The 18,081-nt window shown below is 61.7% G+C and carries 18 protein-coding genes; 7 read left to right on the top strand and 11 right to left on the bottom strand.

The window, feature by feature from the left end; genetic code table 11:
* The 6 genes from NPS56_RS19730 to NPS56_RS19705 are packed head-to-tail and all read right to left on the bottom strand — an operon-like array spanning window position 1 to window position 4,960.
* A complete protein-coding gene (locus NPS56_RS19730; RefSeq protein WP_274076159.1) occupies window positions 1-498 on the bottom strand; it encodes an aromatic-ring-hydroxylating dioxygenase subunit beta in 498 nt (165 codons plus the stop codon).
* Window positions 495-1,778: an aromatic ring-hydroxylating oxygenase subunit alpha gene (locus NPS56_RS19725; RefSeq protein WP_274076158.1), complete on the bottom strand. Its 1,284-nt coding sequence runs from the start codon at window positions 1,776-1,778 to the stop codon at window positions 495-497. The genes NPS56_RS19730 and NPS56_RS19725 overlap by 4 nt, the downstream gene beginning before the upstream one ends.
* A gap of 23 nt (window positions 1,779-1,801) precedes the next feature.
* On the bottom strand, window positions 1,802-2,926 hold the full coding sequence (locus NPS56_RS19720) for an amidase (protein ID WP_274076157.1): 1,125 nt from the start codon (window positions 2,924-2,926) through the stop codon (window positions 1,802-1,804).
* Window positions 2,923-3,393, bottom strand: a complete 471-nt coding sequence (locus tag NPS56_RS19715; protein WP_274076156.1) for a nuclear transport factor 2 family protein — start codon at window positions 3,391-3,393, stop codon at window positions 2,923-2,925. The genes NPS56_RS19720 and NPS56_RS19715 overlap by 4 nt, the downstream gene beginning before the upstream one ends.
* A 3-nt stretch (window positions 3,394-3,396) precedes the next feature.
* Complete coding sequence (locus tag NPS56_RS19710) at window positions 3,397-3,768, bottom strand: hypothetical protein (protein WP_046816379.1); 372 nt, start codon at window positions 3,766-3,768, stop codon at window positions 3,397-3,399.
* Window positions 3,769-3,796: 28 nt separating this feature from the next.
* Window positions 3,797-4,960 (bottom strand): acyl-CoA dehydrogenase family protein, encoded by a 1,164-nt coding sequence (locus NPS56_RS19705; protein ID WP_274076155.1) that lies wholly within the window; start codon window positions 4,958-4,960, stop codon window positions 3,797-3,799.
* Between the two features lie 314 nt (window positions 4,961-5,274).
* On the opposite strand from NPS56_RS19705, the gene NPS56_RS19700 reads away from it, so the two are divergent.
* The 7 genes from NPS56_RS19700 (at window position 5,275) to NPS56_RS19670 (ending at window position 12,273) form a co-directional block, all read left to right on the top strand.
* The gene (locus NPS56_RS19700) at window positions 5,275-6,762 is read left to right on the top strand and encodes a sensor histidine kinase (RefSeq protein ID WP_274076154.1); all 1,488 of its coding nucleotides are present in this window, start codon (window positions 5,275-5,277) and stop codon (window positions 6,760-6,762) included.
* A 233-nt stretch (window positions 6,763-6,995) separates the two neighbouring features.
* Window positions 6,996-8,147 (top strand): amine dehydrogenase large subunit, encoded by a 1,152-nt coding sequence (locus NPS56_RS19695; protein ID WP_274076153.1) that lies wholly within the window; start codon window positions 6,996-6,998, stop codon window positions 8,145-8,147.
* A 14-nt stretch (window positions 8,148-8,161) separates the two neighbouring features.
* A complete protein-coding gene (locus tag NPS56_RS19690; RefSeq protein ID WP_274076152.1) occupies window positions 8,162-8,701 on the top strand; it encodes a MauE/DoxX family redox-associated membrane protein in 540 nt (179 codons plus the stop codon).
* A gap of 5 nt (window positions 8,702-8,706) precedes the next feature.
* Window positions 8,707-9,327 (top strand): methylamine dehydrogenase accessory protein MauD, encoded by a 621-nt coding sequence (mauD, locus tag NPS56_RS19685; protein ID WP_075949195.1) that lies wholly within the window; start codon window positions 8,707-8,709, stop codon window positions 9,325-9,327.
* Between the two features lie 18 nt (window positions 9,328-9,345).
* Entirely contained in the window at window positions 9,346-9,867 is a 522-nt protein-coding gene (locus NPS56_RS19680) for a methylamine dehydrogenase light chain (protein ID WP_027620621.1), read from the top strand.
* A gap of 119 nt (window positions 9,868-9,986) precedes the next feature.
* The gene (locus NPS56_RS19675; protein WP_274076151.1) at window positions 9,987-10,508 is read left to right on the top strand and encodes a cytochrome C; all 522 of its coding nucleotides are present in this window, start codon (window positions 9,987-9,989) and stop codon (window positions 10,506-10,508) included.
* Window positions 10,509-10,848: 340 nt separating this feature from the next.
* Window positions 10,849-12,273 carry an undecaprenyl-phosphate glucose phosphotransferase gene (locus tag NPS56_RS19670; RefSeq protein ID WP_274076150.1) on the top strand — a complete coding sequence of 475 codons (1,425 nt, stop codon included), beginning with the start codon at window positions 10,849-10,851 and terminating at the stop codon, window positions 12,271-12,273.
* A gap of 71 nt (window positions 12,274-12,344) precedes the next feature.
* Here NPS56_RS19670 and NPS56_RS19665 read toward each other — a convergent pair whose 3' ends face one another.
* From NPS56_RS19665 to NPS56_RS19645, 5 genes are all read right to left on the bottom strand, one after another.
* Complete coding sequence (locus tag NPS56_RS19665; RefSeq protein WP_274076149.1) at window positions 12,345-13,457, bottom strand: glycosyltransferase 61 family protein; 1,113 nt, start codon at window positions 13,455-13,457, stop codon at window positions 12,345-12,347.
* A 66-nt stretch (window positions 13,458-13,523) separates the two neighbouring features.
* Window positions 13,524-14,669, bottom strand: a complete 1,146-nt coding sequence (locus tag NPS56_RS19660) for a hypothetical protein (protein WP_274076148.1) — start codon at window positions 14,667-14,669, stop codon at window positions 13,524-13,526.
* A 241-nt stretch (window positions 14,670-14,910) separates the two neighbouring features.
* Window positions 14,911-15,654, bottom strand: coding sequence for a WecB/TagA/CpsF family glycosyltransferase (locus NPS56_RS19655; protein WP_274076147.1), 744 nt, complete (start codon window positions 15,652-15,654; stop codon window positions 14,911-14,913).
* Window positions 15,654-16,841 (bottom strand): glycosyltransferase family 2 protein, encoded by a 1,188-nt coding sequence (locus tag NPS56_RS19650; protein ID WP_274076146.1) that lies wholly within the window; start codon window positions 16,839-16,841, stop codon window positions 15,654-15,656. Before NPS56_RS19650 ends, NPS56_RS19655 begins: the two co-directional genes overlap by 1 nt.
* Window positions 16,838-18,040: a glycosyltransferase family 4 protein gene (locus tag NPS56_RS19645; RefSeq protein WP_274076145.1), complete on the bottom strand. Its 1,203-nt coding sequence runs from the start codon at window positions 18,038-18,040 to the stop codon at window positions 16,838-16,840. Before NPS56_RS19645 ends, NPS56_RS19650 begins: the two co-directional genes overlap by 4 nt.
* Window positions 18,041-18,081 lie beyond the last annotated feature (41 nt).

Genomic DNA, 18,081 nt, shown 5'->3' with positions numbered 1-18,081 from the left:
TCACAGAAGGAAGCCGAGCGCGCTCAGGCTGTCGGTAGAGTTGATCAGCCGCACCACTTTGCGCTCCAGGGTCGGCACGCCATCGGTGAAGCGGATGCGGTGGTTCAGGTCGGCCACGAATGGCGTGTGCACCCCGCGCTTGTAGGCGTACAGCAACTGCGCCGAGTTGACTTCGACGATGTCGCCAGCCGCTTCCACCAGGCGGAAACGCGAGACGGTGCGGATGGTTTTCGCCGCGTCCACCGCCGACGGCGAATAGCCGGCGGTCAGGCGTTCGATGCGCAGGTCACGCATGCGTGCGTCGTCGTAGGCGTAGTTCAGCGTCGCTTCGAAATCCTCGGTGTCCGGGTCGATCGGCACGATGTACTTGCCGCTCTCGCTCCACAGGGTCGCCCACCCGGCGTAATTCTTGTGGTCGAGCAGTTCGGCTTCGCGCCAGATGAATTCGATGGCCTGAGCCAAGGGACCGGTAAAACCGTTCATGTCGTGATTGCTCATTGGCTCATCATCCTTTTCCACATGTCGTAGGCACCGCGCATGCCGCCCTCGTCGGTGGCGTGGCTGACCTTGTCGCCGTTTTCAGCGGTGATTTCGCGGTTCAGGCCGCGGTTGACCAGGATTGGCGCGTCGACGCCGGCGTACGAGCCGCGCTGTACGCGGTCCCAGGCTTCAGCATCGTCGGGGCTGCCGAAACCGAACGGGCCCTGGAAGTGTTCGTGAATGCGCATGCGTTCGCGGTTGGCGATTTCCGGGCCGCCGTCCATGCCGAGGGCGACGTGACGGATCTCGGTTTCGGTGACCGACACCGGACGCAAGACGCGGAAGAACGACATCGACATGGCGATGTTGGGGAACAGGTTCAGGTTGAAACCGGCGCCGTGCAGCGAGCGTACGATGCGGCGTACTTGATCCGCCGGCATGGTTTTCGACAGTTCTTCAGTGACGTGGGCGAAGCGTTCCTGCAACTGCTCGGTGCCGTCATCGTGATCCAGATCGACGTGCTCCGGCACCATCACCATCACGCTGTGGCCGTTGCCCAGGGAGTGGGTGACGGCTTGCTCGTCGGTCATGAACGAGAGCATTTCCGAGGTTTCTTCATCCACCGACGACATGAACGACTTGTGCACGATCGGGAAGTGATAACCGTCGGTGGTGTTTTCCAGCTGGATCTTCCAGTTGCCCTTGAAGCTGAACTTGTGTTCGCCCTGGGTCTTGATCGGGTAGCCGGCGCCCTGTTTCATGAACAGGTCCATCCAGTGTCTGGCGCCGCCGAGGAAGTCTTCCAGCGGCTCGATCTCGTCGTTGTAGCTGGCGAAGACCATGCCGGCGTAGCTTTCCACGCGCAGGCTGGTCAGCGGCAGTTCGGACTTCTCCAGGATGCCTTCATAGCCATCCGGATACGGCAACGCGCGCAGCTTGCCGTCCAGGCCATAGGACCAGCTGTGGTACGGGCAGGTGAAACCGGTGGCGTTGCCCTTGTGCTTCTCGCACACGGTGGCGCCACGGTGGCGGCAACGGTTTTCCAGCACGTTGATGTTGTTCTTCTTGTCGCGAACGACGATCACCGGGCGACGGCCGATGGTGGCGGTCTTGAAATCGCCGCTGTTGCGCACTTCGCTTTCGTGGGCAACCCACACCCAGGTGCGGTAGAAAATCTTCTCGAGCTCGGCTTCGAACAGCGCCGGGTCGTTGTACAGCGAGACGTCGACGCGGTCATGCTGGACCAGGTCTTCGGGGCTTTTCGACGTTGCGATCAGCCGGTATTCATGAGTGCTCATGCGGTTCTCCTCATGGCTTCTTTTTATGATTGATTAGTTGAGGCTTGCAGCTGCGCACCGAAGGCGCAGACCAGTTCGTCCTGACCTTTGCGACCGACGATCTGCAGGCCGACTTTGAGCCCGCCGCAATCGAGTTCCACCGGCACGCTCAGCGCTGGGTGGCCGCTGAGGTTGAAGGGGCGCACCAGCGGCGTCATGCCGGCGACGGCCTTGCTGGCGCTACGCGCTTCACTCAGCGTGGGTGGCAGGCTTGGCATCGTCGGCAGCAGCAATACGGCAAAGTCTTCCAGCGCCGCGTCCACTTGTTGGGTGAACGCTGTGCGCACGGCTTCGGCCTGGGCCAGCTCGTCACGCGTAGTGCGGCTGGCCACCAGCAAGCGTGTTTCTACATCGGAGCCAATCAGGCCCTTGCCGGTCAGGTGGCCGAACGCTGCCCAGTTTTCGAAATTGATCACGGTCAGGCCGGCGGCGAAGGCCGCCTCGAATTCGCTCAGGTGCACGTTGCCGCGTCGCCATCCGGCGCGGTCGGCGGCGGCACCCAGGCTGGCTTGCAGGTGCGGCTCACAGCCCACTTCAAGGAAGGCGACTTTGCAACCGGCGCCCGGCAGACCCTGCACTTCAAAGCCCGGGCAAATCACCTGCATGGCGGCGATCAGATCGTCCATGGTTTTGGCGAACGGCCCGACGCAATCGAGGCTGGATTCCAGCGGATGTGCGCCAACACGACTGACCCGACCGTAAGTCGGCTTGAGCCCGGCGATGCCGCAGCAGGCCGCCGGCACCCGCACCGAACCACCGGTGTCGGTGCCGATGGCGATATCCGCCAACCCGGCCGCGACCGCCGAAGCGGAACCGCTGGACGAGCCGCCAGGAACACGATCCGGCGCTTGCGGATTGATCGGCGTGCCCGTCCAGTCGTTGATGCCGGTGACGCCAAAGGCCAGTTCGTGCAGGTTGGTCTTGCCGACGATCTGCCAGCCGGCGTTGAGGATCGCGTCCACCACTTCGGCGTTTTTAGTTGCTGCGGGTGCATCGGCAAAGGCACGGCTGCCCGAGCGGGTCGGATGGCCGGCGATGTCGATGGAGTCCTTGATGGCCACGCGCTTGCCGTTGCCACCGAGGAGGAATTCGCTGATGAACGTACTCATGCATTGAGCTCCGTGTTGAACAGCCGTTGCGTACGGAAATGCGCGATCAGCCAGGTGCCGTCGACACAGCGGAAATCAATGTTCAGGCGGGTGCCGAACAGCTCGTTGCGGCCATCGGCGTAGGTGGAGATCTGCTGCATGATCCACTGCCCTTGCGCCGCGCTGCCGTCGACCACGATCGACTCGCTGGTGAGGTAATGCAGGTTCAACCGGAAGTGGTCCGAAGGCGGCAGGTAACCACCGACAAACGCGGCCACTGCTTCACGTCCGCGATGTTGGCCAAACGTCTGCGCAGTGGAGCTGCCTACGCCTTCCCAGATCGCATCGACGGTGAACAACCGGGCCAATTCACTGGCTTCAACCACCGCCCGCGGCACATCGCACAGGTCCATGTAGCGCGCCATCAAGCGACGCACTGCGCTTTCCCCTTCGAGTGTCTGAAGACGCTGCAGCAAGGCCTCGTTCATGGCTTACACCCTGGCCGCATCAGGGATGGTCAGCGGACGACCGATGCGCGCTTCGATCTTCGCGTAGCGCCACAGGCTGTATTGGCCGACCGGCGTGGTGCGGAACAGGTTGCAGGCGTCGATCACCGACTGGTGGCAGTCGACGTCGGCCATGATGTACACGGTCCAGGGCGAGGTGGTCGACGGGCCGACCATCAGGCGGTCGTCATCCATGGCGCCGAGCACGGTGATGCCGGGCATCGCGCCGAGGTCACCCATCATCTGGCTGAAGCCTTTCCACACGCTCAGGCCTTCGCCGGTGGGCAGGTCGAAAAAGTTCTGGGTGATGCCGATGCAGAAGACGACGCGCAAGGGTTCTTGAGTGGTCTGGGTCATGAGTGTCGATCCTTTTGAAATAGAGAATTCAGATGTAGCCCGGGAACGGCGGTACGCCGAGGAACACCGAGCCGGCGCCGTCGTACAGCCCTTCGCTGAGGAAGGCGTGCTGGGTCACCACCATCGAGTCGCGCAGGTAACGCTGCAGCGGATGGCGCAGGTAAATGGCAGTGGTACCGGCCAGGCTGTAGGCGCTCTGCACCACGGCGGCACCGGCCTGGGACACGTGGATGGCGGACAGGCGCAACAAGCTGGTCTGCTCCGGCGTGACCGGGTTGCCCGCGAGGATCGAGTTCCATACCTGTTCGGTGGCGTTGTAGAAGAAACCGCGCGCAGCACTGAGCTTGGCTTCAGCCTTGGCGATTTCGATACGCACGTAAGCGCGGTCGGCTAATTTCGGCGCGCCGGTGATACCCGAACCGCCGGCCATGCGGCTGATTTCATCCAGTGCAGCACGGGCCAGGCCCAGGTTGACCACCGCCAGCACTTGCGCGGCGTAGGCAATCGACGGGTACCGGAACAACGGCTCATCGATGGTTGCAGCCCCGCCCCGGATAAAGGTCCAGCGCTCGTCGACGCGCTTGTCGGTGACGCGCAGGTCATGGCTGCCGGTGCCTTTGAGGCCAACCACATCCCAGTTCTCGACGATCTCTACCTGGTCCGGACGCAATACCGCTGTGCGCGGCTTGCCGCCTGCGGCACCGATGCCCACACCCAGCAGGTCGGCGCCTTTGCAGCCGCTGGCAAACTTCCAGGTGCCGTTGACCTGGTAGCCACCCTCTACCACCTCGGCCGGTTGCAGCGGAAACAGGCCGCCGGCAAAGACCAGGTCAGGGCTTTGCGAATAGAGTTCAGCCAGGGTTTCTGCTGGCAATGCGGCAAGATAGACGCCGGCGCTGCCGAAGCTCGCGACCCAGCCAGCAGAGCCGTCGGCTTCGGAGATGCGCTCGATCATCTGCAGAAACTTTGCCGGGGCCAGGGCGTCGCCGCCGTAGCATTTCGGCGTGGCGGCGCGGTAGATGCCCACCTGCTTGAAGCGCTCGATCATGTCCCGAGGCACGTGGGAGCCGGCGTCGAAATCGTTGCGGCGTTGGCGTACTTCTTCCAGTACCTGCGCAAAGGCCGGGCTGTCGACGACATTCTCGTCAACGCCGATCGTTGCGTCTTGTTGCACGACCGCTGAACGCAGCATGGGCTTTCTCCGTTTTTCTTATTGTGTAGGAGCGAGCTTGCTCGCGATGGCCGACCAGACACCGCGAGCAATCAGGCGGCCCGCGTCATCGTTGACGCCTTTCGCGAGCAAGCTCGCTCCTACAGGTAATGGGTGGTAGTCACCCTTGCATTGCGGTCCAGTGTAAAAACCGCATGCCGGCGCAACTATTGGTGCGTGCAGCCCCCCAGCTAAAGAAAACCCCTAGAACCACACCGGTAACCTCTGAGCGCATCCCGCTGTGCGAGCAGGTATAAAACGCCATACTGCAAATCTCTGCCGCCAAGGGCCGTGCGATGTACTTGCCAAAACCGAACGATTTTTATGCGCTGATCGAAGCCATGCCGCTGTGCATCATTCTTCACGATGCGCAGACCAAGGAAATTCTCTGGGCCAACGCTGCCGCCCTGGCGGCGCTGGGTTTTACCCTGGAGGAACTGACGCCGCTCAAGGCCCCGGACATGACCCGCGACGCACCGAAGTACCGGCGCTCGGTGGGGCTGCGCTGGCTGGAAGGTGCCGCGCGCACCGGCCAGCGCGCCATCGAGTGGTGCTATCGCTCCAAGCAAGGCGTCGAGATTCTTTCCGAGGCGGTGGCGACCCTGGTGCACCTGGACGGTCGCGATGTGCTGATGGTGCAGTTTCGCGACATCTCCAAGGAGGACAGGGTCAAGCGTGACCTCAAGCGTTTCGAAAGTCGGCTCAAGGCTTTCATGCAGGATTTGGCCGAAGGCGTGGCGGTGCTGGGCCCCGAGGGTGATATCCGCTTCATCAGCGATTCCGGCGCGCATTTGCTCGCTAGCGAAGTGCGTCAGCTGATGGGCAAGAATTTTCTCGGCTGGTGCGACGACGCTTCACGCCAGCGCCTGTTGCAACAGCTCGCCAACGAAACACCGGAGCACGCGCCGTTCAGCGTTCACTACAAAGTGCAGCGGCGCGACGGCGAGTGGCGCTGGCATGACGCAACCTGCCGCTACATCGAGATTGAGGACGATCTGGTCGGGCACCTGCTGTTATTCCGCGACGTCACCGAACAGGTGCAGGCCGAAGAAGCGCGGCGGGTCAGCGAGCAGAAACTCGAATACCTGGCGCGCTACAACGCCATGGGCGAAATGGCCGTGGCCATCGCCCATGAACTGAGCCAACCGCTGGCCGCCACGCGCAATTTCATCGAGGGCGCGGTGATTCGCCTGGGCAACGCCGCCGATGCAGATCAGGGCGTCGCCTGGGGTCTGCAGAATGCCGTGCGGCAGATCGAGCACGCCTCGGTGATCATCAAGAGCGTGCGCGATTACGTAGTGAAACTGGAGCAGAGCGAAGAGCTGATCGACCTCAACGAGTTGCTGCGCGAAACCCGCTACTTCATCAGCCTGCGGGCCGACCCGAGCATGGTGCGCGTGGACGTCATCACCTCTCCCGAGCCGCTGCGGGTGAGCTGCGAGAAGGTGTTGATCGGCCAGGTGATCCTCAACCTGGCGTTCAATGCGATCGAAGAAATGGCCGACCTCCCCGTCGAACGCCGTTTGCTGCGCATCCATGCCCGCGCCGACAACGGCATGGCGCTGGTGAGCATCGAGGACAGCGGCCGCGGCATCCAGGCCCAGGCGCAGGAGAAGCTGTTCGACGGTTTCTTCTCGTCCAAGGTCAGCGGCAACGGCATCGGCCTGGCGCTGTGCAAGAACATCATCGGCCGTCACCGGGGCGATATCTGGGCGCAAAACCTGGAGCCTTGCGGTGCCGTATTCAGCTTTTCCCTTCCCCTGGCCACCCCCGGCCCCCTGTAGGAGCGAGCTTGCTCGCGAAAAACGTCAGGACGATCCGGTCATTCAGGCAGCGCGCGTTATCGTTGACGTCCATCGCGAGCAAGCTCGCTCCTGCAACATGACACTGGCACAGATACACAAACACTTGGCAGGCAGGGCAATTCCTGGGATTGCCGGGCGAGGCACTATTCGATGGTCAGAATCTGCCCACTCACCCGCGATCCGCGTTACCAACAATTCAGGAAGTTCCCCTTATGCGAACAAACAGGATCTCCGTACAGTCAGCGCTAGGCCTGAGCCTGCTTGTACTCGGTTTGAACAGTGCCCGCGCGGACTTGCCGGCCGACACCGGCATCGGCCAGACCACCCTGGCCTTCCCCGCTGAACCGCACCGCGCGTTTGTCGTCGATGTCGAGTTCGAAAGCTTCGTCGCCGGCCGTGTCACCGTGGTCGACCCGGATCAGAAACGTGTGCTGGGCATGGTGCCGACCGGTTTCGCCGCGCCTTCGGCCCTGAGCCACGACGGCAAGCTGCTCTACAGCGCCGACATCTGGTATTCGCGCGGCACCCGCGGCACCCGCACCGACGTCCTGACCGCCTGGGACAGCTCGACCCTGTCGCCGGCCTGGGAAGTGCTGATCCCGAACAAGCGCGCCGAGTCGCTGACCCAGCGCTACGCCCTGAAGACCAGCGGCGATGACCGTTTCGTCTACGTCTACAACTTCACCCCCTCGACCTCGGTGACCGTGGTCGACACCCAGAGCAAGGCCGTCGCCAGCGAAGTCTCGATCCCCGGTTGCGTGCTCAACTACCCGGTCGGCAAACGCCGTTTCGCCTCGCTGTGCGGCGACGGCAGCCTGCAGGTGGTGACCCTCAACGACCAGGGCCAGGAAACCGCGCGCAACCGCACGCCGTACTTCGATCCGAACGCAGAAAAACTGGTGGAGCGCGCGGTCAACGTCGGCGACACCTACTACTTCACCACCACCACCGGCACCGTGCGCGCCGTGGATTTCTCCGGCGACACGCCGAAAATCCTGCCGAGCTGGTCGCTGACCACCGACGAAGAAAAGAAAGCCGGCTGGGCACCGGGCGGCTGGCAGCTGATGGCCGTCGCGCCGAAGCTCAACCGCCTGTACGTGCTGATGCATGACGCCCACGAACCGATGAAATGGGAAGACCCGAGCCCCTTCATCTGGGCCTTCGATCTCAAGACCATGAAGAAAGTCGCCACCCTGCAAGCCCCGGCACCGGTGTGGAGCATGCAGGCAACCGGCGACGACAAGCCGCTGTTGCTGGGCACCGACGTTGAAGGTGGCTTGCAGATCTTCGACCTCAAGACCAACCAGCACACCGGCAGCATGGCCAAGGTCGCCAAAACCGCGACCCAGGTCATGAGCTACTAAACGAGATTCGGCCCATGCAATCAGATCCGATCTTCATTAATGCCTGCGCCCTCGCCATTTCGGCGCTGCTGGCCAGTGCCGCGACCCACAAGGTGCGCGCCCCGGGGCGCTTCGCCAAACAGCTGGCGGATTATCAACTGCTGCCTGCCGCACTGGTTCGCCCGAGCGCCAGGCTTATCCCGCTGCTGGAACTGGCCATCGCTTTCGCGCTGCTGGTCCCGGTCAGCCGGGGCTGGGCGGCGTTGAGCGCGGCCAGCCTGCTGGCGCTGTACGCCGCCGCCATCGGCATCAACCTGTGGCGCGGTCGTCGCGACATCGACTGCGGCTGTGCCGGTCCAGACCAGGCACAACCCCTGCGCCCGGTGCTGCTGCTGCGCAACACCGTGCTGGTGGCGCTGGCGCTGCTGGCCAGCGTGGCGCCGGTGGTGCGTGACATGACTGTGTTCGATGGCTTCGTCACCGTGGCCGCCGCCGCTGTCGCGCTGCTCATCTACGCCGCGGCCGATGGCCTGCTGGCGAACTCCCCTCTTCTGCTCAAATTGATTGGTAGGTAATCGAAATGGAAGGCTTGATAGTTTCCAATGTTCTGCTCTGGGTGCTGCTGGTGGCCGTGGCGTTTGTCGTCATGGGCCTGGTCCGTCAGATTGGCGTGCTGCACGGTCGCCTGGCGCCGGCCGGCGCGCTGATGGTCGACAAAGGCGTGGCCGTCAACGAAGCCGCACCGCAAATCACCGCCGCCGACCGCAAGGGCCGCCCGGTGAACTTCGGTTATGCCGGTGAAAAATCGCAACTGCTGTTTTTCCTCTCGCCGACCTGCCCGATCTGCAAGTCCTTGCTGCCGGCGATCAAATCCATCGCCAAAGAACAGGCCGGTACGCTCGACGTGGTGTTCGTCAGCGATGGCGACATGGATGCCCAGCAAGCGCTGATCCGCGAACACAAGCTCGAAGACGCCACCTACGTGGTCGGCCCGGAAGTGGGCATGACCTACCAGATCGGCAAGCTGCCCTACGCCGCCCTGATCGACAAGTCCGGCACCCTGCGCGCCAAAGGCCTGGTCAACTCCCGCGAACACCTGGACAGCCTGTTCGAAGTTGAGCACTTGAAGCACGCCACGCTGCAGCAATACCTCAACGCGCAGCCCCACGACCATGACCACAGCCACGGCCATAGCCACTGATAAGGCAGGGAGACCTTCATGAAACTGCTGGATCTGTTGTTCGAGCGCTCGACGCGCCGTGTTGCCGACACTACTTCGCGCCGCAAACTGCTGTCGCGCATGGGCTCGCTGATGGTGGCCGGTGCCGCCCTGCCCCTGCTGCTGCCCCTGGATCGCACCAGCAAGGCGCTGGCCGCCACTGACCCGAAGGCCGGTGACCCGGGTGATCCGAACAGTTGCGACTACTGGCGCTACTGTTCCATCGACGGTTTTCTGTGCAGCTGCTGCGGCGGATCGGTGACGTCCTGCCCACCGGGCACCGAAGCCTCGCAAGTGACCTGGATCGGCACCTGCCGAAACCCGGCCGACGGCAAGGACTACATCATTTCGTACAACGACTGCTGCGGTAAGCAAAGCTGCGCGCAGTGCGCCTGCACCCGCAACGACAGTGAAGAACCGGCCTACCGCCCGTTCAACAACAACGATGTGAACTGGTGCCTGGCGGCCAAATCGCACATCTATCACTGCACCGTTTCGATCATCCGTGGCGTGGCGGTCTGACACCCACCGCCGGTTGCCCTGGCAACCGGCATTTGATTTGTAGGAGCCCGGCTTGCCGGCGAAGGCGTTTATAAGGACGCCTTCGCCGGCAAGCCGAGCTCCTACAAAAGGAGACATCTATGCGCAAGTTGCTGGTCCTCGGTCTCGTCTGCGCCCTGAGCGCCCCGCTCGTCCATGCCCGGGCCATCCCGGACCCGACGCAGCGTCACGCCCCCGGCAACGAAGAACTGCAAAAGCCCATCGCCGAAGCCGGCTACAGCGTGGGCGTGAACTACCAGCTGCAATGCGCCGGCTGCCACCTGGGCAACGGCATGGGCTCGGCGGCCAATGACACACCGAGAATGACCGGGTTTGTCGGCAACTTCCTGAAAGTGCCGGGCGGCCGTGAATTCCTGGTGCGTGTGCCGGGCATGTCGCAATCGGCGTTGAACAACGCGCAACTGGCTGACCTGCTCAACTGGCTGATGCGCGAGGATGGCATGGCCGGCAAAAGCAGACCCGCCGACTACCAGCCCTACAGTGCCGACGAAGTGGCGGCGCTGCGCGCCAAGACCATGCTCAATCTGCCGGGCACCCGCGCCGAACTGATCGACAGGATGCGCGCTCAAGGCATCGCCATCGAAGACGGGATGAACAACTGACAGCAGCGAACGCATTGACACAACCGGGGCCCAGGCCTTCGCGCCTGCCCGAATAATCCCCTTGCGACCGATGGTCGTCCAGATACCCGAAAAGCAGGCCAGCCGGCGCCTGCATCACTGCTCCCGACTAAACTTCGTCCATAACGTGAATGAATCCACAGTGCTGCTAAAGTGATAGCACAGGACCCGCATTCTCCCCTGCCTCGGGATTTTCGGTGGAGGGTGGATTTCTCGACTATAAGTAGCTTGCCGCTGAGGCTAAAGCTCTGAAACGAGGGTAGTTTTGACCTGGATCGCGTTCCTGTTGGGCGCGAGGGGGTAGCAAAAATGGGATCTGATCATGATTTTTGAGCCGAGCAGTAGCCGTTCCGTACTCCAGCGAAGAAGCAGCACCAGTATCTTTATCCAGGCCGGCCTCGATAGCCTGGCTGTCACCGGTGTCGCGTGGTACCTGATTGATTATCACATCGGCTACATCACCCAGGCCTATGTGATCATGGTCCTGCTGTTGCTGGGGGCGTTGGCCGTCGTGTACGACCACTACGCCATCTATCGAAGCAACGTCGGGTTCGCCGTCAAGGCCTTCAAACTGTTCAAGGCATGGACCGCCGCCTTTTGTTTTCTCGTCGCCATGGCCTTTCTTACGAAACAAAGCGAAACCTACTCACGACTATTGGTCGGTGAGTTGTTCGTCATCGGTTATTTTGCCCAGCTGCTGTTGCACCTCGGGACGCGTGAACTGCAAAAGAAGTTTCTGGCGCATCCCACCCAACGGGACAACGCGCTGATCATTGGCTCGGGAGAACTGGCCGACTTCCTCCACCAGAAAATCAGTAACAATCCCTGGCTGGGTGAACGGGTCGTCGGCTCCGTACTGATCGGAGCGGCCGATGACCATGGCAAGGATGGCTCGGATAACCCCAACCGCCTGGCGATACTGGGCAATTTGTCCGACCTTGATGACCTGGTCGCGCAACATTCCATTCGCACCGTCTATTTCGTCACGCCCCTGGACGGTTCGCAGGTGATCAAGGATGTGTATCTGAAGTTGTTCGACAAGCACATCTCGGTCAACTGGGTGCCGGACATCTTTTCCCTGCGCCTGATCAATCACAGCGTTCGCGAGATTGCCGGTATTCCCGTGCTGACCTTGTCCGAAACGCCACTGATGGGCATGCGCCTGCTGCTCAAGAACCTGGAAGACCGCGTGCTGGCCTTTCTCATCCTGCTGTTTGCCGCGCCGGTGCTGGCCATCGTCGCCATTGCGATCAAGCTCGACAGCCCGGGGCCGGTGTTCTTCCGCCAGCAACGGATGGGCTGGAGTGGCGGGCCCTTTCGCATCTGGAAGTTTCGCAGCATGAAGGTCCACCAGCCTGAAGACGGCGTGGTCAAGCAAGCGCAAAAGAATGATCCGCGCATGACCCGGGTCGGCGCCTTCATTCGCAAGACCAGCCTGGACGAACTGCCGCAGCTGTTCAATGTGCTGATGGGCGAAATGTCCCTGGTCGGGCCTCGTCCCCATGCCATCCAGCACGATGCGCAATATTCACCCGACATCGCCGACTACTTTGCGCGCCACAACATCAAGCCCGGCATCACGGGCCTGGCCCAGGTGCGCGGCTACCGGGGTGAAACCAAGGATATCGAGCAGATGATCCGTCGGGTCGATTCTGACATCGAATACATCAACAACTGGTCGCTGTGGCTCGACTTCGTCATTCTTGCCCGCACGGTGACCGCCTTCTCGGGCAAGCATGCCTACTAGTTGCGTCATGGATGCATAACCTCGAGTAGCGCTGGTTATCAGCGCTACCGGGTTACAAACGAGACAGGGGTTCAGGCCGGGAACAGATCGAGCGTGCGCTCAACCTCGTCGGGGTCGATGCGGAAACCTTCGCCGTCCGGGGTACCCACCACAAAACCGAAGTTCTGCTGATCGCGATCCGTCAGGTACTTGAAGAAGCAGACGAAACGATCAGGCGGTTGCAGGATCAGCAGCGAACCGCCGGGTTGCAGTAGATTGACGCCATGTATGAGCTGACTGCCTTCGATGCCGATCACTGTCCTGGCCCCGGCACAGGCCGCGACGATGGTCGGTACATCGCACTTGGACGGGTCAATGATGCGAAACCCCCGGCGCTCACGCAGACGTTCGGCCAGCTCCAGTTCATTGCGCAACAAACGCAACTCGCCCTTGTTGCCCCGCAGGACGAACACGCCTGGGTGAGAACTGGCATCGACATGGGACAGCAACTTTTCAGACATTCCGCGAAATCGCAGGTGCTTATGACGGTTGTGACTGATGTCGTCAAAGATCACCAGCTCGCGAAAAAACGCATTGCGCACACGAACCGGATTCATCCCCAGCCAGTCTTCATAACCCGGCGCGTGAAGTATCCCGTGCCTGGCGGCGGAAATGGAGGTTTCAGCGAGCGACGTGGTGACCGGGATGCCCTCCTGGGCGGCCATTGGATAGGTGATACAGTCATCCACCATCCACGAGCCAAACCACTTGTTCCCACCCACGGTGCAATACATCGCCCCGCGATCGATTTCGTTTTCTATGCGAACCTTCGGCAACCACCCGGACCTGGGCGATAACCAGGTTTTGGCATCACCTTTGTACAGCGCGCCGTCGATCAACCAGGCGTCCTTGAGCAGAAACGCGCGTGTCGGGCCGTGCTGGACAAGACCGTTGCCCTCCATGGTGCGACGGGGATGCTCGAAGGGATAAAACTGCCATCCTGTCACCCGCTCAAGCTGGTTGGGCAGGTAAAACGCAGGCGGCGCGACCGATGCATCCGCTGGGGCCATTTCCCAGGTTTTCACCGCGACACTTTGCAGATCCAGCGGCGGTTTCCTGGCAAGTTTCTCTTTGAACATGTGTTTGTACGCAGCAAAACTCCATTTCGCCCCAGCGCCGCTCACCAACAGGTTCGATTGCGACATAAGGATTACCACTCTGAATACGTTTAACTACCAATAACGCTTGTCATCGCTTGCTCGACGTCAGGTTCAGTTGCACATCAGGCTTTCCATGGCAGGGGGCGATTTCAGATGACTGTAGCGACCGCGTAAGGTCTCGAGCAGTTTTTCCGGTGGCGCCTTGGCGCAATGCAGATAGACCCTGGAGAGCCCACCAAAACCCATTTCACGATAACGCTCGGCGATTTCCTCATCGCTTGGCCCGTCCGGCAAACCCAGATGCAAGGTCAGTTTTTTACCCTCTACGGCAAACAGAGGGGTTTCCCAGAGAAATTGCGCGACGCCCACTTTTGGCAACCGGACAAATAGATAGCCGTGGTTGTTCAGCGTATCGACATCGCCGCCGCGCCTTCTTTTCCACTCCAGCAAGCCATCGTCCGGACGCGCCAGGCACGTGCCGATATCGTAATAGTCAAAGCCGTTTTCCAAGGCCCATTCCAGCGCCATGAAGGTGGTGATGGAGTTGATCTCGCGCAGCTTCTTCGCATCCGAGTAGACCGTTTCCGGGTAGCCGAAACGGATCGTGCTCCAGTAGCGCTTGCCCGCGCGGGTGATCACGCAGCCAAGGTGACAGGCGACGACTTCGTCCTCCAGCAGCACCAGATCCAGGCGCCCGGCGGCGGTTTTCGCCACCCGGCGCACTTCCTGCTGCTCGATTTGCGAAGCGGACGTGCCATGCCTGGCGCTGGCATAGGGTTGCAGCATGCCCTGGTCGGCGCTTTCGATTTCGTCATCGTTCAACGCCTGTTTCAGGCGATAGCGCAGGCGGTTCTTGCGAAGATTGCGGCGCAATTCGGAGTTGTATCTGGCGGTTATATCCTCGATCGATCTGCCCAGGGGTACAACAGCGCTAAGATACTGCGGTACACAGAGTGCGCCCGGCGTCGGTATTTCACTGACAAATACCGTTCGACCCGATTTATCCGGTTCAACTTGCTGATTGGCGACCTGAGGTTCAGCGCCCATTAGAACTTTCACAAAGTCGCGCTGGGCTTTGCGCCCCACATAGAAAATGTCGTAAGCGCTCTCTTCGCGCAGCTTGAACCTGACAAATTCCCAGCGCCAGAAACAGGCTCGACCGGCGATATCGCGCAGCCAGGCATGGGCTTTCCTCAGTTCAAAGCGTACCGACGGCGTAATCAACTGACGCAACAGTGCCTTCACATATTCTTTCATTTGGTATTAACACTAATTAATTAAGGAAAGATTATTCGAAAGTTCGAATCAATGAATAAGACACTGCAACCCAGGCTTCGATACGGTGGCGGTTGACGTCAAACTTTCGTCGTTTTTTTCACTAATTACGACACAAGTACCGACCGCGCCAGCAAGTCGTCGCGTATATGAGCAGTAAAGATGCTGCGCCAGAGTTTTGCAAGATATTACAGCGCCGACCCTGTATATATTGGCCCCCGACTTACCCGCCAGTCGGTGCCGTGCAGGCAAGCGTCCTCAAGATGAACATTGGGTTACCGACTACGTATCGACTGAACAGGCGCCTGGGCTCACTGGCCAGCCTGAACACCCATTCGCAACCCAGGCCACGCATCCATTGCGGAGCGCGACTCACCTTGCCGCCGAGAAAGTCCAGGATCGCCCCGCCACACACGATCAGGCACGGCACGCCGCTGGCCGCCAGCCTGGCCGCAACGACTTCCTGCTTGGGCATGCCCATGCCCAGTACCACCAGTTCCGGCTGATGTTGCCGGGCCAGGTCGAGGTAGGTCTGCACCTCGGCGAAACCATGGTGGGCAGACACCACATTGACCGCCCACGCCGCCTCGCAATGCCTGGCCGCATTGGCCAGGAAAGGTTCCTGCGTGCCCCACAAGGCCACGCGCCGTCCCTTGTACGCCGCCAGCAACTTGGGGATCAAGTCCGTGCCGTTCATGTTCAGCCCCGGCACCCGGCCCAGTCGGCGAAACAGGATGGACATGCCGGAGCCATCGCGCAGCAACACGTCGGCGGCCGAGAGTGCCTGGTAGTAGCTATTGTCCCTGGCGATCAGGTTCATCGCATGGGCATTGACGAACCCCAGCACCGTCGCTGCTTGCGGCTTGGACAAGGTCTCGATCAGGCGCTGCTGTTCATCGGCGTCGCTGATGACCCTGAGTGACTGGATGATCGTTTGCCAGTTGTGCTGCCAGGTCAAAGCGTGCATCAGGAGTCGTCTCGCTTGGACCGCACCCATTCAACCTGGCGTTTAACCAGGAAGCCCAGGTACAGGGGAATTTTCTTCAGCGCGTAGAACGGCGCATAGAGCAACGCGGAAAAGGCGATGATGTCGCGACCGAACCGGCTCCACGCCAGCAGGATGGTCACCATCAACAGGGCCACCCCGAGCGAAGCGATCAAGGCCGGCAGCCAGGCGCCGAACAGGAAGAACACCAGCCAGGACAAGGTAAACGCCGCGCCCAGCAACAATGTGAGCAAGGCCAGCGGCGGCACCAGCAGATCCAGGGTCATGGCCAGCAGGTTGAAGTTGCCGCGGGCAATCGACTCGCCGAGCAATTTTGGTGCGTCTCCCAGGATTACCCCCAGGTGGCCGTGCTCCCAGCGCGTGCGCTGGGTCGTGAGGCCTTCGTCACTGCGCGGGAAATAGCTGGTCACCAGGGCGTCGGGGCAAAACAACGGCGGCTTGCCGCCACGACAGAAATCCAGGCCCATTTTCAGGTCTTCGACGATGTGACCACTGGCCAGCGTGATCAAGGGCAGGTCGCGCCAGACGAACGCCATGCCGGTGCCCATCAGTTGGCAGGGCAATCCCAGCCGGGCCCAGCCCAGCGGGCGTGCCTTGTTTTTCACGCACCAGGCAAACTCGGCGATCTGCACCTTCAACCCGGAACCCGCCGGCGCACGCATCAAGTCAAGGGCCTGGGTTGGCCTTCCTGAGTCCATGCACTGGATGGCCAGGCGCTCGATGAAGCCCTCGCTGACCTGGCAATCGGCATCGACAATGATCAAGACGTCCGGCGTATCGCTGGCCAGATGACGCGCGCCAAAATCCAGCGCATAGCCCTTGCCACGCTGTTGATCGTTGCTGCGTTCCACCACCTCGGCGCCCGCCGCGCGAGCCGTCGCCGCGGTGTCGTCGGAACAGTTGTCCGCCACCACCAGCAGGCGGTCGCCCTCCAGCAGTTGCGGGCGCAGGGAATCCAGGGTGGCCGTGATGATCGAGGACTCATTGTGCGCCGGCACCAGCACCGCCACCCGCGGTCGCGGGCGTCGCGCCGGTGCCGACGCTCGCACCGGCAAGCCCGCCAGCAGCACCTGCACGAACAGCACCAGCACCGGCAGGAGGAGGATTGCCAGCGGTACGCCCAGTAGCCAATTGAGGAATGTGATCATGCTTGCGCCTTGAACAGATGAGCCAACTTGGTCGCTTCGGTATCGATATCGTGGCGCTCGAGCACGCGCTGGTAAGCCGCCTCGCCCATGCGCTGCAACACTTCGACAGGTTGCGCGAGGCAGTCCGCCAGTGCCGCCGTCAACTCGTCCACCGCGCCTGCGGGAAACAGCCAGCCGTTCTCGCCCTGGCGTACCAGTTCCGGAATGCCCGCGACATAGGTGGTCAGCACCGGGCGGCGCAACGCCATGGCTTCCATGATGACCACCGGCAAGCCTTCGGCGAAGCTCGGCAGCACCAGGGCCCGCGCGGCGAGAATTTCCGTGCGCACCTGCTCGCTGCTGATCCAGCCGGTGATTCGCACATGGGATTGCAAGCCATGCCGGGTGATCAGTTCTTCGATCTGCGGACGCATTTCGCCGTCGCCGGCCAGGACCAGCTCGAACGCCACGCCTTGCTCAGCCAAGCGGCGCGCGGCCTCCAGCAACAACAACTGGCCCTTCTGTTCACACAGGCGCCCCACGCAGACCAACCGCGGCGCGGACGGCACCGCCACCGCCGGCACGTCGTGAAAGGCCCGCTCCAGGCCACAATGCACGACCTTGACCCGAGCCCAGTGCGCGTGGTCGACCCAACGATACAGCTGGCTTCGCCCATAGGCGCTGATGGCCGCGACAAACGCCGAGCGCCGGACTTTCTCGCCCAGATGAATGAACTGCGGCTTGTCGAACTCTTCCGGGCCATGCACGGTAAAACTGTACGCCGGCCCGCCAAGGGCGTTGGCCAGCATCACCACTTCGGTCGAGTTGGTGCCGAAATGGGCGTGCACATGCCGGGCGCCGAATGCCTGCATCCACGCCAGGACGCGGCACGCTTCGAGCAAATAGACCAGATGGTACGGCCAGGATCGATCGGCGCGCTGGCCCATGCGCAACGCCAGCCACAACGTCGAAAAAAACCGTTTCGGCTGGGCGCGCAACACCTCGAGCGCCGGTTTCAACAGTGCCTTGACGCCGCCCTCCAGCACATACTGGGTCTTGCTGCGCTCGGACTCGTCCTCGGCGTCCACCAACTCGGCATCCCAGCCTCGCAGCGCGATGCGTTGTACCTCAAAGCCCTGGCGTTCCAGCGCCAGGATCTCGCGACGAATGAAGCTATGGCTGACCTTCGGGTATTGATTGATGAAGTAAGCGATACGCATGGGCACCCGGCTTTTGTCGTCGAATTTGTTACTGCAGGTCC

Origin of the sequence: Pseudomonas putida (genome assembly GCF_028682635.1) — a bacterium.
GTDB lineage: Bacteria > Pseudomonadota > Gammaproteobacteria > Pseudomonadales > Pseudomonadaceae > Aquipseudomonas > Aquipseudomonas putida_AE.
The sequence above is the reverse complement of the archived record's forward strand: the minus strand, read 5'-3'. Positions and strand labels throughout refer to the sequence as shown.